This window comes from Rhodococcus sp. DT1 (assembly GCF_049844875.1).
Lineage (GTDB): Bacteria > Actinomycetota > Actinomycetes > Mycobacteriales > Mycobacteriaceae > Rhodococcus.
Map to the genome: position 1 here is coordinate 261,093 of NZ_JBNCLW010000002.1, position 14,653 is coordinate 275,745.

Sequence of the window (14,653 nt, forward strand, 5' to 3'; positions counted from 1 at the left end):
TGGGTTTCATCTGGGGTGGGTTCGGCGTCTCCGGGGGGGGGCTGCGGCGCCCCCCCCGCGCGGCGCGGTGGGCCGCCCCGCTTCTGAGCGAGTGTGCTTGCGGGGTAAGTTGACCCGCGCTATCCGGCGGGCGGTGCGAACGCCTTCAGCGGCTCGGAGCCGGTTTGGTCGTGGCCCCAGTACGCGTCGGCGGTGATCTCCTCGGATGTGTAGAACCGTTCGTCGACCAGCATGCCTTCGGTACCGAACTCGAGATCCCATCCGCCCGGTGCGCGGACGTAGAACGAGATCATCTTGTCGTTGGTGTGCCGGCCCAGCGTCGAGGAGATCGAGAAGTCCATGCGGTTGACCCGATCGAGGGCCTGACCCACTGCGTCGAGGGTGTCGACCTCGGTCATCAGGTGCACGAGCCCGGGCTCCTCGTTCGGCGGTGCCGGGCACAGCGCGAGGCTGTGATGGCGCTCGTTGATGCCGAGGAAGCGCACGCGGACGAGGCCGTCCTCGTCGAGACGGATCGAACCGCGCGGCAGGAACCCGAGTACCTGCGTGTAGAACTCGTACGTCTCGGCGAAGTTCGCCGAGGGCAGCACCACGTGACCGAGGCCGTGGCGTCCGGTGACCCAGCGTCCCGCGAATCGGGTGACCACGGGGCTGTGGTCGAGAACCGGGCCGAAGAACACCTCGAGGCGCGTACCGGACGGATCCTCGAACGCGATGGCACCTTCCGCGTCGATGTAGGTGGCCTCCTTGTGGGAGAGCACCTCCACCGTCCGGCCGGACTTCTCGACCGCTTCACGCACACGCTCGAGTGCGAACTCGTCGCGTACTTCCCAGCCCACGGCCAGTGCCTTGTCCGAATCGCCGGGCAGCACCTGGATGCGGGAGCGACGCTCGTCGACGCGTGCGTAGAACCCGTCCTGCTCGGGACCGGAACCCTCGGCCATACCGAGGCCGTCGAGCAGCAGTTCGCGCCAGCGCGGCACGTCCTGTGTCTGAATCCTGAGGTAACCGAGACCCCGTAACTCTGTCATGTCAGTTGTTCCTCGAAAGTAGTAGGTGGATCAGATCATTGCGCGGTATGCGCCCTGCGGCTCGCCGCCGAGCTGGGTGAGGGCGGCCGAGTGGTAGATCATGCCGGGCACGTGAATGGCGTGGGTCAAGCCGACGTGCGCGTCGCGCCAGAAACGCTGCATCGGCGTCTTCAAGTGGACGGCCGCACCGCCGGCGCGGGCGAAGACCTCGTCCATCGCACGCACTGCACGCCACGCCGCCGAGATCTGGGTGCGCCGGCCGATGGCCCGCTCCTCGAAGCTGATCTCTTCACCGCGGTCGGTCTTGTCCCAGAAGCGGTCGACGGTCTCGAGCAGAGCCAGTCGCGAGGCGGAGATCTCGGATGCGGCCTCGCTGATCGCGAAGAGAACGTAGGGGTCTTCCTTGATCGGGACGCCGGTGACCTGGACCCGCTCCTTCTGGGCCGCGATGTAGCAGGCGAGCGCGCCTTCGGTCATGCCGATGAGCGACGACGTGATGCCCAGCGGGAAGATGTAGGAGAACGGGAACTTGTACAGCGTCTCGTCGCGTCCGGCGTGACGCCAGCCGTTGCCGCTGAGCACGATCTCGGCGTCGAGGGTGCGGTGCTCGGGGATGAAGGCGTCCTTGATGATGAGGTCCTTCGAGCCCGTGCCGCGCAGGCCGATGACGTTCCAGCTGTCCTGGTCGATCTCGTAATCGGAGCGGGGAAGCACGACGTGCAGGACCTTGTCGGTCCGGTTGCCGTCCTTGTCTCCGACTGCCGCTCCGATCATGATCCATCCGCAGTGATCCGTGCCGGACGAGAATGCCCAGCGCCCGTTGAGGATGTAACCGCCGTCGACCGGCACCGCGACACCCATGGGCGCATACGGCGACGCCATCCACATGTCGTTGTCGGCGCCCCAGATCTCCTCCTGGGCCTTCGGATCGAAGAATGCCAGCTCCCACGGGTGGACACCCACGATGCCGGCGACCCAGCCCGTCGCGCCGTCGAGTGCGCCGAGCGCCATGACGGTCTCGGCGGCCTCACGGGGATGGCCTTCGAATCCGCCGTACTCCTTGGGCTGGAACGTGCGGATGATGCCGGACTCGCGCAGGTGCTTCGCGGTCGTGTCGGTCAGGCGCATGAGCTTGTCGCCCTCGACGCCTTCGGCGCGGATCTCGTCCGCGTGCTGCATGATTCTGTCCAAAACGTGGCCCATGGCGTGACTCTTCCTGGGTATCGGCTGTGGGAGCCGAGCGGTGGGGTGGTGTCCCGATAAGGGGTGGGGACCGGCGCACACAGTGTGCCGATGCGCTACCCCGAACAGTGGCAGGGACCACACCCACCCGCATCGATGTTTCCGTTGAACGGGACAGCAACTGCGCCACCTGCGGGGGCGCGGTACAACGAGGACAACGCACCGGCCGTCCGTGCCCGCACCTTCCGAAGGAGCAAGATGACCGACACCGCAGCTCTGGTGGCTTCCCTGCTCGAGCGTGTCCAGGCACTCGAAGACAAGGCAGCGATCCAGGAGGTGCTGTCGGCGTACGGGCCTGCCGTCGACGCCGGTGACGCCGACGCGGTCGGCGAATTGTGGGCCGAGGATGCCGTCTACGACATCGACATCCGGGTGATGGAGGGCCGCGACGCGATCACCGAGATGGTCCGCACCCGTCCCCATCAGGACTACATCAACGAGGGCTGTGGCCACCTTCTCGACCCCGTCCACATCCGGGTCGACGGCGACACGGCCGTCGCGACCTGCCATTCACTGTTGCTGCGCCGCAACCTCGATGTCGATTCCTTCCGCGTCTGGCGCGTCACGGCCAACCGCTTCGAGCTGGCGCGCATCGACGGAGCCTGGAAGATCACGCGCCGCACGGCCCGGCTGCTCGACGGTAGCGCCGCAGCACGCGAGTTGCTCGCGCGAGCGTCCCGCTGACACCGGAGGAAAGTCGTGTCCCAGAACGAATCACAAACTCTCTCTTCGGAATCAGCAGGCCTCACCCTCGGTGCCGCAGAGCAACTTCTCGCCATCCGGGAGATCGAGCGGGTCTTCGCCGCCCGGCTCCGGGTGATGGACAACAAGCAGTGGGAGTACTACCCCACCTTGCACACCGAGGACGTCGTCAGCGAAACGTGGCAGGGCCTGCCCGGCGACAAACGCCCCAGCACCGACGGTGAATCGGGCCGTGTGGTAGGGCGTACGGCGCTGACGCGTGCCATCAGCAACCTGCTCGACGGCCCGGTGAAGGTGACCTCGGCGCATCACGGGCACTGCCCCGAGATCGTGCTGGAATCCGACACCACCGCCCGCGGTATCTGGGCGATGGAGGACCGGTTGTGGTGGGACAACGCCGGCACCGAGGAATCGCTACACGGGTGGGGTCACTACCACGAGCGTTACACCAGAGTCGATGGTGTATGGCTGATTTCGTACCGCAAGCTCACCCGTCTCCGGCAGGTGCACACGCCGGGATTCTTCTCGTTCCTGAAACCGCTCTGAGCCTTTCGGCACTCCCGCGGCGCACCGGCGTCACGCGCGAGCAGCGGACCCCTTCTCTGCCGCCCGGGCATGGCCGACGATCTCGCCGGTGAGCTGTGGCCACAACTGTGGGGGCAGGTTGTGGCCCATGCCCGGAACCACCACCAGGCGGGCTCCCGGAACGGCGTCGGCAGTTGCGATTCCGCCGTCCACCTCGACGAGCGGATCGTCTTCGCCGTGGATGACCAAGGTCGGGATCGTCAGGTTGCGTAGTCCCGGAGTGCGGTCGGGGGAGACCAGGATCGCAGCGAACTGGCGCGCGACACCGGCGGCGTCGTGGCTCCGGAGGAACGATCGCCGCCCAAGGTCGGCGACACGTGATTCGTCGAGCGGGTATCCGGGCGAACCGATCACCCGGTACACCTGAAGGGAACGTTCGGCGGCGCTGTCCGGGTCGGTCGGCTGCGGAAGGAACAGCGCCGCTGACGCCTCCGGTCGCGTCCGACCCACCTCCCGCGACGGCGTGGACATGATCGATGTCAGGCTCCGTACCCGGCTGGGGTGATCGATCGCGAGTTGCTGGGCGATCATGCCCCCCATCGACGCACCGACGATGTGCGCGGACTCGAGACCGAGCGCGTCGAGCAACCCTGCTGTGTCCTCGGCCATGTCCACCAGCGTGTACGGCGGTGCAGGCGTGCCCTGTCCACCGAGCAGCGCACCCAGGTCGGGAACTCCGGCCTCGTCGAGGTGACCGGACAATCCGATGTCGCGGTTGTCGAAGCGGATCACGTGGAAGCCGTGGCCGGCCACAAGTCCGCAGAATTCGTCGTCCCACGCGAGCATCTGGGTGGCGAGACCCATGATGAGCACAAGGGGTGGGGCGTCCGCGTCGCCGAACGTCTCGTAGGCCAATTCGAGGTCGCCGACTGCTGCGCGCTCGGTCCGGTCGGTCATGGGCATCCTTATCGCTCGCTACCGGTGTCTGTTCGTACCCTGCCATGTCGCGCCGTCGTCTTTACGCTTTCGAGGGGACGTTGGAGTGTTCCGGAGGAGACTCGGAAAGGACTTCGGAGGGGCACATGACGGTCGACGACAATCCCACGAATCTTCGTCGGGTGTCCAGGCTGCTCGCCGGCATCCGTGACGGCACCGACGACGACACGCTGGCGGCGGGATTCCTGCTCGCCGCCACGGTCGTGGCGCTTGTCTGGGCAAACCTGGGAGATTCCTACGAGGCGTTCTGGCACACCCCGCTGAGCATCCGGATCGGGGATTACGCCATCACCCTCGACTTGAAGGACTGGGTGAACGACGGCCTGATGACCTTGTTCTTCTTCGTCGTCGGTCTGGAAGTGAAGCGGGAACTCACCATCGGAGAGCTCACCGATCGCACACGGGCCGCTGTCCCACTGGTAGCCGCCGTTGCCGGTCTCGCGTTGCCTGCCGTGCTCTACCTGTTGCTCAACCCCAGCGGGGAGGCTGCGGGTGCGTGGGGCGTGGTGGTCTCCACCGACACGGCGTTCGTGCTGGGCGCGCTCGCGCTCGTCGGACCACGGTGCCCGGCCCGGTTGCGGGTGTTCATCCTCGCGCTCGCGGTGGCCGACGACATCGGTGCGCTCGCCATCATCGGGTTCTTCTACACCGAGCAGCTGAGGCTCGGGTACCTGCTGCTCGGCTTCGCGGGTTTGCTGTTGATCATGCAGTTCCGCCGGCTCGAAGTGTGGCGCGGCGTCGCCTACTTCCTCGTCGCGGCCGCAACGTGGGTGGCCTTCTACGAGTCGGGCGTGCATCCCACCCTTGCCGGTGTACTGATCGCGCTGATCCTTCCCATCTATCCGCCGCGGCGCGCCGAGGTGGAACGGGCGGGTCAGCTCACGCGGGCATTCCGCCAATCACCCAATCCCGACTATGCGCGCGCGGCGCAACTCGGTGTTCTCCGCGCGGTGTCCGTCAACGAGCGGTTGCTCCGGTTCTATCAGCCGTATACAGCCTTTCTCGTGGTGCCGATCTTCGCTCTCGCGAACGCCGGTGTGGTGATCACCGGCGAGACGATCGGCGACGCGATCGTCTCACCGATCACGTGGGGTGTCGTTCTCGGTCTGGTGGTGGGCAAGCTGGTCGGGATCACCGCAGCCACCGCAGTGTTCTCCCGTCTTCGGCCCGGGAGCCTGCCGCCGGGCCTGACTCTCTCGCAGGTCAGCGGTGGGGCAGCACTTGCGGGCATCGGATTCACCATCTCCCTGTTCATCGTGGACCTGGCGTTCGAATCGCCCGAGGCCGCCAACGATGCGCGCATCGGTGTACTCGTCGCAGCCGTGCTCGCGACCGGATCGGGCTGGGCGCTGTTCCGGTTGGCGGATCGACGCCGCCCCACCGACGGCGTCACCGGACTCGTGCTGTTACGTCCGGTCGATCCGAGCCGAGATCACGTGAGGGGACCGGAAAACGCACCGCTCACGCTCGTGGAGTACGCCGATTTCGAGTGCCCGTTCTGCACCAGGGCCACCGGGGGCATCCAGGAAGTACGCACACACTTCGGTGACGACCTCCGGTACGTCTTCCGGCACTTCCCGCTCGATGCGGTGCATCCGCACGCGCGTTTCGCAGCCGAGGCTTCCGAGGCGGCCGCGGCGCAGGGCAAGTTCTGGGAGATGCACGACCTCCTCTTCGCCCACAGCGACGCCCTGTCCGAAGAGGAGATCTACGACTACGCCGAGCGACTGGGCCTCGACATGGACCGATTCGACGAGGATCTGCGGTTGGACCGCTACCGGCACCGAGTCGACGACGACGATCTCGACGCCGCGACCAGCAACCTGTCCGGGACACCCACGTTCTACCTCGGAGCCACCGGCACGGGTCTTCCCTTGCACACCGGGCCGTTCGACGCGGCGACCTTGATCAGCAGACTCGAAGAAGCGCGCGAGCCCTGACCGCTACCGGACCCACACCCAGGCGAGGTTTGGGTGCTCATACAGCGGGAAGCCGACGTGCAGAGCAGCACCCGACCAGTTCAGGAAGGCCCGATGGAGGGAGACATTGATGGCTGAAGAGGACGCCCACACAACGCGGACCGATCAACTCCGCTTCCAGGACCCCGTGACTCGCTACCCGTCGATCACGCCCCCGGAGCAACATCAGCCGGAACCGGGGCACGAATCCGAACTCGAGCCACGAGCCGACATCGGTGAGTTCTCGTACCGCGGCACCGGTCGCCTTCAGGGGCGCAAAGCACTCGTGACCGGCGGTGATTCCGGAATCGGTGCCGCCGTGGCGATCGCGTTCGCGCGAGAGGGAGCCGACGTCGCGATCTCACATCTGCCCGAGGAAAAACCTGACGCGGAGAACGTCGCCCGCATCATCTCCGAGAGCGGCCGGAAGGCGGTGACGCTCAGTGGCGACCTGACGGACGCTCGTTTCTGCCGCAGCGTGGTGGATGACGCGGCCGAACATCTCGGCGGACTCGACATCCTCGTCAACAACGCGGGCAAGCAGATCGCGACGACCAGTCTCGAAGAGTTGCCCGACGAGCAACTCGAGGAGACGTTCGAAACGAATATCCTCGCGATGTTCCGGACCACTCGCGCCGCGCTGGCGCATCTGGAGGCCGGGAGCACCATCATCAACACCACGTCGATCGTCGCGTACATGCCGTCGCCGACGCTGATGGATTATGCCTCCACCAAGGCGGCGATCAACAACTTCACGAAGGGCCTGGCAAACCAGCTCGCCGGCAAGGGTATCCGCGTCAACGCCGTCGCACCAGGTCCGATCTGGACACCGCTGCAACCTTCCGATGGGCAGCCGAAAGAGGAACTTCCCGAGTTCGGGCAGAACACACCCCTGGGGCGTGCGGGCCAGCCCACCGAACTGGCGCCGGCGTATGTGTTTTTGGCGTCGCCGGAATCGAGTTACGTGGTGGGATCGACGATCCACGTCAACGGTGGGATGCCGTCCCCGTAGCCACTTCCTCGAGCCTGCGCCGTCGACTGGTCGCGGGCGCACTGGATCGACGCGGTACACGCCTACGACGTGGTAGGCGTGTACCGCGTCGGCGGTCGGAGGTTTCGTGTCATGTGGCGCACCGCCCCGGGCGTCACCGACAATCGAGCCCGCATCGTGAGGCCTGAAGCCCCGACCGACGCCTCGCCTCCATCCGAGTCTCCTCCCCGAGACCGGCCGCTGCGCAGATGTTCTGCGTATTCACTTGCGACACACGGTTTATCCGTCGCCCTACGGTTCCCGTTACGCCACAGGGCATGCTTCGGCAAGGTTCATCTGTTCGGATTACAGACCGGCGAACACGGCGAGGTCTCGAGGTGCTCGGTTCCCGCCGGCCGTGCGCGACGGTGAGGGTCGTCACTCGTCGGAGCCGCGGCCTGTGGTCCATACACCGCGGTGTCCGGCGGACGGCTCAGGCCCGGATGCGGGCGAGCAGGGGTAGCAGCAGGTCGGCGATCTCCGATCCGACCGCGACGAATGTCTCCTCGTCGCGGCCGATCGGGTCGACGATGTCTTCCGGCCCGGATGCGGGAAACTGTGCCCGGGCCTCTGCCAGTTCTGCGACGGACGCGGCGCCCGAAGCCTGCTGCACGCGCGCGGCTTCCGGCAGCGTGAACGTCACGCGCATCATCCGCGGTGCGAGCGTGATCACGTCGCCCCGATGCTGTTCGCTCATTGTGAGGACGAGGTCGGCGTCCTCTGCGATTTCCGGGGTCAGCCGTCTCGCGACGAATCCTTCCGGGTCACCCCCGAGTTGCTGCAACACGAGCGCGGCGGTGGGCTCCATGCCGTGTCCCACCACGGCCCTGGTGCCCGCGCTGTGGGTGTCGAGGTCGTCCCGCCCCGACTCGGCGGCAAATGCTGTGGTCAACCGTTCGGCGGTGGGCGAGCGACAGATGTTTCCGGTGCACACGAAGAGAATCCGCATCCGCCGATCGTAGGGGACGTCGCCGCGAGGGGCTGTCCCACGAACCGGCCCTGGCGTCGTATCCGGCATTGGGTAGCATCGGAGCGATTCGAAAGGCGCCGGGGAGACACAACGCCGCTGGCGCGACCAACTGTCGAAGGCGGCTCATGAGTTCGGTTCTCGGTGTAACCGTGGGGGAAAGCGCCGTCCGGATCGTGCGTCCGGTGGATCGGGCCGCACCCTCTGCGGGTTTTCAATTCCAGGTCGTGGAGACCGGTAAGGACGATCCGGCGCGACTCGCGGCGAGCACGCTCGGCGTGCTGTTCCAGGCAGGCGTGGCGGGCGATCCGATCGAGACGGTCGGGCTCGTCTACCGCGATCAGGCACAGGCCGAACGCCTGCGTGCCGCACTGTCCGCCGAGAAGCTCGACCGCTTCACGCTCGTGTCCGAGCCGGAAGCGGCCTTGACCTATCTGCAGGCGACCGGCGAGCTGGGCAGCAACACCGCGGTCTTCTACGACCTCGGCGACGCGGGCCTGACGGTCACCGTGGTCGACCTGCGCGCCGGCCAGGTCCTCGCCGAACGGACCGACTCGATCGGTGGCCGCGTCTTCGACAAAGCCATCCGCGAACATGCGCTCGATACCAACGGCGTGTGGCGTCCCGACGACCCGAGCACCGACAACGAATTGTCGGCGCAGTGCCGGCAGGCGAAAGAGAAGCTCTCCGAGAGCGATACCGTGGCGGTTCCCGGAGCGGCCGGTGTGGTGTTCCTGTCGCGCGACACCTTCGACCCGCTGATCTCGCAGTGCGTCGAGTCGTCCGCGCAGTTCGTGCACAACGTCATCGCCCGCTCGAACCGCAATCCCGAGGCCGTGGTGCTGCTCGGGGGCGGCGCGCACGTGCCGCTGGTCCAGGAAGTGCTGCGCTCGTGGCTGAAGCTGCCGCTGGTCGTGCCTCACGAACCCGAACTCGTCCTGGCCAAGGGCGGTGCGATCGTCGCTGCGCGGCCGCCGTCGTCGCAGCCGATCAGTCCGCTCACCCGAATCGTGCCTCCGCGTCCCGCGCCGGTCAGCGAAGACACCGACCGCATTCCGGTGGTCAAGGCGGCGGTGTCCTCGCCGCCGCCGGAGAAGCCTGCGGAGAAGACCGACGACGACGCGAAGCCGTGGTGGGCCGCGCTGTCGTGGCGGGGACCTTCGGTCAGCGGCAAGCAGATCTCCGGTGCCGGACTGGCCGGGTCGGCGCTGGCTGTCGTCGCGGTGATCGGTATCGCCTTGAGCGCGGGGAACTCCGTGTTCGGAGCGCCTGCGGACGGCCGCGGGACGAGTCCTACGCAGTCGTTCGATCAGCCCACGACGTCGTCGACGCGGCCACGGCCCGCGCCCGCTGTGTCACCGTCGACGGTCACTCCCACAACCACCACCGAGTCGCCCACGACCACCTACGAGCCGCGACCGGTACCGCCGCCTCCGTCGCCGGAACCGACTCCGGAACCGCAGATCCCGGGCCTGAACATTCCGGTACCGACGTTGCCGCCGCTCCCGACGATCGAACTGCCCCGGCTACCGGAACTCCGCGTACCCGGTCTGTGACCTACCGGCCCGGCTGCCCGCCCCCGTTGGGGCGGGAGTGCCGGCCCGGCGCGACCGGCGGGCTTCCGGCCCGGGACAGCACGGCGGCGATCGCTGTGGTGAGGGGAACCGACAGCGCCAGCGCGATACCGCCCACGCATGCGCGCACGATCTCGACGGCCACCGCGTCGCCGGTGACCACGTCGGAGATCGACCGGCCCGCGACGGAGAAGAGCAGCAGCAGCGGCAGCGCACCACCCGCGTAGGCGAGCACGAGCGTGTAAACGGTGCTGGCGATGTGGTCGCGGCCGACCCGCATCGCGGACGCGAAGATCTCCCGGCGCGACGCGCGTGGATCCAGGGATGCCAGTTCGAACGCCGACGAGGCCTGCGTGATCGTGACGTCGTTGAGCACACCGAGCGAGCCGATGATGAAGCCTGCCAGCAGCAGGCCGCTGATCGACACGGTGCCGATGTACATCTGGACGTCGGTGTTCTGTTCTTCGGACAGACCCGTCAGATGGGTCATCCGGATCGCGACGTACGAGAGCAATGCGGCGAGGGCCATCGACGCGAGGGTGCCGAGCAACGCCGAACTGGTCCGCAGATTGACCCCGTGGGCGAGATACAGCACGGCGTAGAGGATCAGTGCTCCGCCGACCAGCGCGACGGGGACGGCCGGCTTTCCGTCGAGGAGCGCCGGGAGCATGAACATCACGAGCACAGCGAACGCGACGCCGAGGCCGATGAGCGCCCGCAGGCCGCGCCAGCGGGCGACGGCGACGATGACGATCGCGAACGTCGCGATGACCAGGCTCAGTGGCAGGCCGCGCGCGAAGTCGTAGAACGAGTACTGGGTGGCCCCGGTGGGGTCGGTCTGGCGGACGATCCGGATGTCGTCGTCGGTGCTCAATTCGGGCTGCCCGGGACCAGGGACCACTTCGAGCAAGGTGAAGGCGCCGGCGTTGGGACCGGACTCGATCGCGATGATGCTGCGCTCGCACTCGTATGCCCCGCCGACGGGCGGGGGCAGCGGGTCGCCGGGAAACACGCGCCCGGACGACGGGCTACCGCACGCGCCGGGACCTTGCTCCACCACTGTTCCGGCTTCGGTGACCACTGCGTCACCGCCGGTGGTCTGGAACGGGGCCGGAACGTCGATGGATTGACTGCTCGGCCAGAGCAGCACCGTTCCGAGGAGGACGACGGCGCCGATGGCCACCAGCAATCCGATGACGATCTTCGCGGCGAGCGGGCCCAGTGGTGCAGGTCCGTCGAAGTGGCCGTGTCCGTGTCCGTGACTCACGGCCACAGGCTAACCACCCGCCGCGCGACACGCGCAGGCGGTGGCCGACCACGAGGAGTGAACCGAAGACAGTGGGCTGGGGGTGGCGGGGAGCAGGGGGGTGTCCCCGCCACCGTCACCTGACCTCGCACAGGGGGATGGCGTCGGTCAGGGAGCCCGGCACTGAGTGCCGAAATCCAAGCTACTTGCTTTTGGGGGTCCGCGGGGCCCGCGATTCTGTGGCGCTCCTCACGAATCGGACGGACCGTCCAGGCCCGAACAGACTCCGAGGGCACCGAACAGGGACTTTCGCCTCTAGCGCCCCTGCGTCACCGTTCCGCAACGATCGCTTTCGCGGGCGTGCCGCTACTGCTTGTAGCTCGAGAGGAAGTTGCCGATCCGCTCGATCGCAACGGAGAGGTCCCGGGCCCACGGCAGCGTGACGATGCGGAAGTGGTCCGGGGCGGGCCAGTTGAAGCCCGTGCCCTGTGTGACCAGGATGCGCTCCTGCAACAGCAGATCCTGGACCAGCTGCTCGTCGTCGTGGATGTCGTACACCTCGGGGTCGAGCCGGGGGAACGCGTACAGCGCGCCGCGCGGCTTGACGCAGCTCACGCCCGGAATCGCGTTCAGGCGCTCCCACGCGACGTCCCGCTGCTCGAGCAGGCGCCCGCCGGGCAGCACCAGATCGTCGATGCTCTGGTAGCCACCCAGGGCCACCTGGATGGCGTGCTGGGCCGGAACGTTCGGGCACAGGCGAGTGGACGCGAGCAGATCGATGCCCTCGAGGAATCCGGCGGCGTGGTCCTTCGGGCCGGTGATGACCATCCAGCCCGACCGGTAGCCGGCGACGCGATACGCCTTCGACAACCCGTTGTACGTGATGCACAGCAGGTCGGGGGCCAGCGTCGCGAGGGAGACGTGCTTGGCGTCGTCGTAGAGGATCTTGTCGTAGATCTCGTCGGCGAGCAGCAGCAGCTGGTGCTTGCGTGCCAGTCGCACGATCTGCTCGAGCACCTCGCGGGAGTACACCGCGCCGGTGGGGTTGTTCGGGTTGATCACCACGATCGCCTTGGTGCGCTCGGTGATCTTCGACTCGATGTCCTCGATGTCGGGGTTCCAGCCGTTGGTCTCGTCGCACAGGTAGTGCACGGGTGTGCCACCGCCGAGCGATGTCATCGCAGTCCACAGCGGGTAGTCCGGTGCGGGGATGAGCACTTCGTCGCCGTCGTCGAGCAGCGCCTGCATCGTCATGGTGATGAGTTCGGACACGCCGTTGCCGAGGTAGACATCGTTGATGTCGAACTTGGGGAAGCCCGGGACCAGCTCGTAGCGGGTGACGATCGCGCGCCGGGCGGGCGCGATGCCCTTGGACTCCGAGTACCCCTGGGCATGCGGAAGCGACCCGATCATGTCCTGCACGATCGTGTCCGGCGCCTCGAACCCGAAGGGTGCGGGGTTGCCGATGTTGAGCTTGAGGATGCGATTGCCCTCCGCTTCGAGCCGTGCCGCATGCGCGTGCACCGGTCCGCGGATCTCGTACAGCACGTTCTGGAGCTTGGACGACTGCTCCAGACGGCGGCTCATCCGGTGGTGAAGCTGGCCCTGTTCCTCGTTAGTCACGGCTCTATGGTGCCACCGTCCCGCAAACCGATTTCATCCGCATTTTCCCGACACGCGGAATTAAGGCGGGATCCACCGCGACGAATGTCCGGATAAGTGCGATGATTGGGATTCCAGCAAGGCCGTACGTCGGGGTGACGTACGGGAAGATTAGGAGCAAGTGGTATGGCGCAGGGCACTGTCAAGTGGTTCAACGCAGAAAAGGGCTTCGGATTCATCGAGCAGGACGGTGGGGGCGCGGACGTTTTCGTTCATTACTCCGAGATCCAGGGCTCGGGATTCAAGTCGCTCGACGAGGGAGCACGCGTCGAGTTCGAGATCGGCCAGGGTCAGAAGGGCCCGCAGGCCCAGGGTGTGCGCGCTATCTGAAGCGCATCTCTGCTGACCGAGCGGCGGCGTCGCATCTCAGGGTGCGGCGCCGTCGCCGTGTCTGCTCCCGGTGCCGATCCGGGTCTCACCGCACATCTGGCCCCATGGATACTGTGTAGCCGATCCGGCGTGCGAGTCGCGTTGTGGTCGGTGGGGATTCGATAAGCCGTCGGAGACGGAACCGGTGTGAGGTGGGAATGAGCGTGGGGGGCGACACCGAGCGCGCAAGCTCGGGTGCGCGATGGCGGGATCCGAAGCGCTACCTCTGGTTGTACGGACTGGCGATCCCGTTGAGCCCGTTTCTCGCCTACGTTCTGGTGCAGCACTTCCACCTCGGGGTGTTCTGGGCGACCGGCGCCATCATCATCGCGGTGATCTGCCCGCTGATCGATGCGCTTGCCAAGGTCGACACCGGCAACCCGCCCGACGAGGTGATGAAACCCCTCGAGAACGACCGGTACTACCGGTACTGCACGTACCTCTACCTGCCGCTGCAGTACGCCGGGTTCGTCTTCGGCTGCTGGCTCTGGGTGTCGCAGCCCATGGGCGGCGCCGAAAAGTTCGCCCTGGCCGCGACCTTGGGCATCGTCGGCGGAGTCGGCATCAACGCAGCGCACGAGCTCGGGCACAAGCGCACGTCGATCGAAAGAAACCTTGCGAAAGTGGCGCTCGCCCAATCTTTCTACGGTCACTTCTACGTCGAGCACAATCACGGGCACCACATCAGGGTTGCCACACCGGAGGATCCTGCGACGGCACGCTTCGGTGAAGGGTACTGGCGATTCCTGCCGCGTTCGGTGTTCGGCAGCCTCGGTTCGGCGGTGCGGTACGAGAACGCGCGGCTGAAGCGCCGTGGCCTCTCGTGGTGGAATGTGCGGCATAACAACGTGCTCAGTGCCTGGCTCATGAGCACAGTGCTGTACGCGGCGCTCATCGCGGTGTTCGGCTGGTCGATCGCACCGTGGCTGGTCGTGCAGGCAGCCCTTGCCATCATGTTTCTCGAAGGCGCGAACTACATCGAGCACTACGGGTTGCTGCGGCGGAGCCGTCCCGGCGGCGGGTACGAACGGGTCGCTCCGGAGCACAGTTGGAACAGCAATCATGTCTGCTCGAACGTCTTCCTCTACAACCTCCAGCGGCACAGCGACCATCACGCGAACCCGCTGCGCCGCTACCAGACGCTGCGCTCCATGCCCGACGCGCCTCAGCTTCCCGCCGGATACGCGGTCCTGATCGTGCTGTCGCTGGTCCCGCCGCTCTGGCGACGGATCATGGATCAGAGGCTGCTGGAGCATTACGGCCGGGATTTGTCACGCATCAACATCCACCCCCCGAAGCGAGATTTGCTCCTTGCCAGATACTCGGACTGACGCGAAGCTATATTACGGAA

The 14,653-nt window shown here is 66.7% G+C and carries 13 protein-coding genes; 7 read left to right on the forward strand and 6 right to left on the reverse strand.

What is annotated here, in order from left to right:
• Window positions 1-119 precede the first annotated feature (119 nt).
• Both bphC and ACLQ3J_RS05530 read right to left on the reverse strand, forming a co-directional pair.
• Window positions 120-1,031, reverse strand: coding sequence for a biphenyl-2,3-diol 1,2-dioxygenase (gene bphC / locus ACLQ3J_RS05525; protein ID WP_169618944.1), 912 nt, complete (start codon window positions 1,029-1,031; stop codon window positions 120-122).
• Window positions 1,032-1,061: 30 nt separating this feature from the next.
• On the reverse strand, window positions 1,062-2,234 hold the full coding sequence (locus ACLQ3J_RS05530) for an acyl-CoA dehydrogenase family protein (protein ID WP_296550500.1): 1,173 nt from the start codon (window positions 2,232-2,234) through the stop codon (window positions 1,062-1,064).
• 237 nt (window positions 2,235-2,471) lie between these two features.
• Between ACLQ3J_RS05530 and ACLQ3J_RS05535 the strand changes: the two genes are divergently transcribed.
• Window positions 2,472-2,957 (forward strand): nuclear transport factor 2 family protein, encoded by a 486-nt coding sequence (locus ACLQ3J_RS05535; protein ID WP_425902434.1) that lies wholly within the window; start codon window positions 2,472-2,474, stop codon window positions 2,955-2,957.
• A 15-nt stretch (window positions 2,958-2,972) separates the two neighbouring features.
• A complete protein-coding gene (locus ACLQ3J_RS05540) occupies window positions 2,973-3,521 on the forward strand; it encodes a nuclear transport factor 2 family protein (RefSeq protein WP_425902435.1) in 549 nt (182 codons plus the stop codon).
• 30 nt (window positions 3,522-3,551) lie between these two features.
• Here ACLQ3J_RS05540 and ACLQ3J_RS05545 read toward each other — a convergent pair whose 3' ends face one another.
• Window positions 3,552-4,457: an alpha/beta fold hydrolase gene (locus ACLQ3J_RS05545; RefSeq protein WP_296550503.1), complete on the reverse strand. Its 906-nt coding sequence runs from the start codon at window positions 4,455-4,457 to the stop codon at window positions 3,552-3,554.
• A 125-nt stretch (window positions 4,458-4,582) separates the two neighbouring features.
• Here ACLQ3J_RS05545 and nhaA point away from each other — a divergent pair, with 125 nt between their 5' ends.
• Window positions 4,583-6,436, forward strand: coding sequence for a Na+/H+ antiporter NhaA (gene nhaA / locus ACLQ3J_RS05550; RefSeq protein ID WP_425902437.1), 1,854 nt, complete (start codon window positions 4,583-4,585; stop codon window positions 6,434-6,436).
• A gap of 109 nt (window positions 6,437-6,545) precedes the next feature.
• Window positions 6,546-7,466, forward strand: coding sequence for an SDR family oxidoreductase (locus ACLQ3J_RS05555; RefSeq protein ID WP_425902438.1), 921 nt, complete (start codon window positions 6,546-6,548; stop codon window positions 7,464-7,466).
• Window positions 7,467-7,917: 451 nt separating this feature from the next.
• Here ACLQ3J_RS05555 and ACLQ3J_RS05560 read toward each other — a convergent pair whose 3' ends face one another.
• Window positions 7,918-8,433: a protein tyrosine phosphatase gene (locus ACLQ3J_RS05560; protein ID WP_425902439.1), complete on the reverse strand. Its 516-nt coding sequence runs from the start codon at window positions 8,431-8,433 to the stop codon at window positions 7,918-7,920.
• Between the two features lie 146 nt (window positions 8,434-8,579).
• Between ACLQ3J_RS05560 and ACLQ3J_RS05565 the strand changes: the two genes are divergently transcribed.
• Window positions 8,580-10,007 (forward strand): Hsp70 family protein, encoded by a 1,428-nt coding sequence (locus ACLQ3J_RS05565; RefSeq protein ID WP_296550507.1) that lies wholly within the window; start codon window positions 8,580-8,582, stop codon window positions 10,005-10,007.
• Window position 10,008: 1 nt separating this feature from the next.
• Here the strand turns inward: ACLQ3J_RS05565 and ACLQ3J_RS05570 are convergent, their stop codons facing one another.
• Together ACLQ3J_RS05570 and ACLQ3J_RS05575 are read right to left on the reverse strand one after the other, a co-directional pair.
• Complete coding sequence (locus ACLQ3J_RS05570) at window positions 10,009-11,292, reverse strand: YibE/F family protein (RefSeq protein WP_296550508.1); 1,284 nt, start codon at window positions 11,290-11,292, stop codon at window positions 10,009-10,011.
• A gap of 345 nt (window positions 11,293-11,637) precedes the next feature.
• Window positions 11,638-12,858 carry a pyridoxal phosphate-dependent aminotransferase gene (locus ACLQ3J_RS05575; protein WP_296550560.1) on the reverse strand — a complete coding sequence of 407 codons (1,221 nt, stop codon included), beginning with the start codon at window positions 12,856-12,858 and terminating at the stop codon, window positions 11,638-11,640.
• Window positions 12,859-13,059: 201 nt separating this feature from the next.
• Between ACLQ3J_RS05575 and ACLQ3J_RS05580 the strand changes: the two genes are divergently transcribed.
• Together ACLQ3J_RS05580 and ACLQ3J_RS05585 are read left to right on the forward strand one after the other, a co-directional pair.
• Window positions 13,060-13,263, forward strand: coding sequence for a cold-shock protein (locus ACLQ3J_RS05580; RefSeq protein ID WP_169618985.1), 204 nt, complete (start codon window positions 13,060-13,062; stop codon window positions 13,261-13,263).
• A 197-nt stretch (window positions 13,264-13,460) separates the two neighbouring features.
• Window positions 13,461-14,633, forward strand: a complete 1,173-nt coding sequence (locus ACLQ3J_RS05585; RefSeq protein WP_296550509.1) for an alkane 1-monooxygenase — start codon at window positions 13,461-13,463, stop codon at window positions 14,631-14,633.
• Window positions 14,634-14,653: the final 20 nt, after the last annotated feature.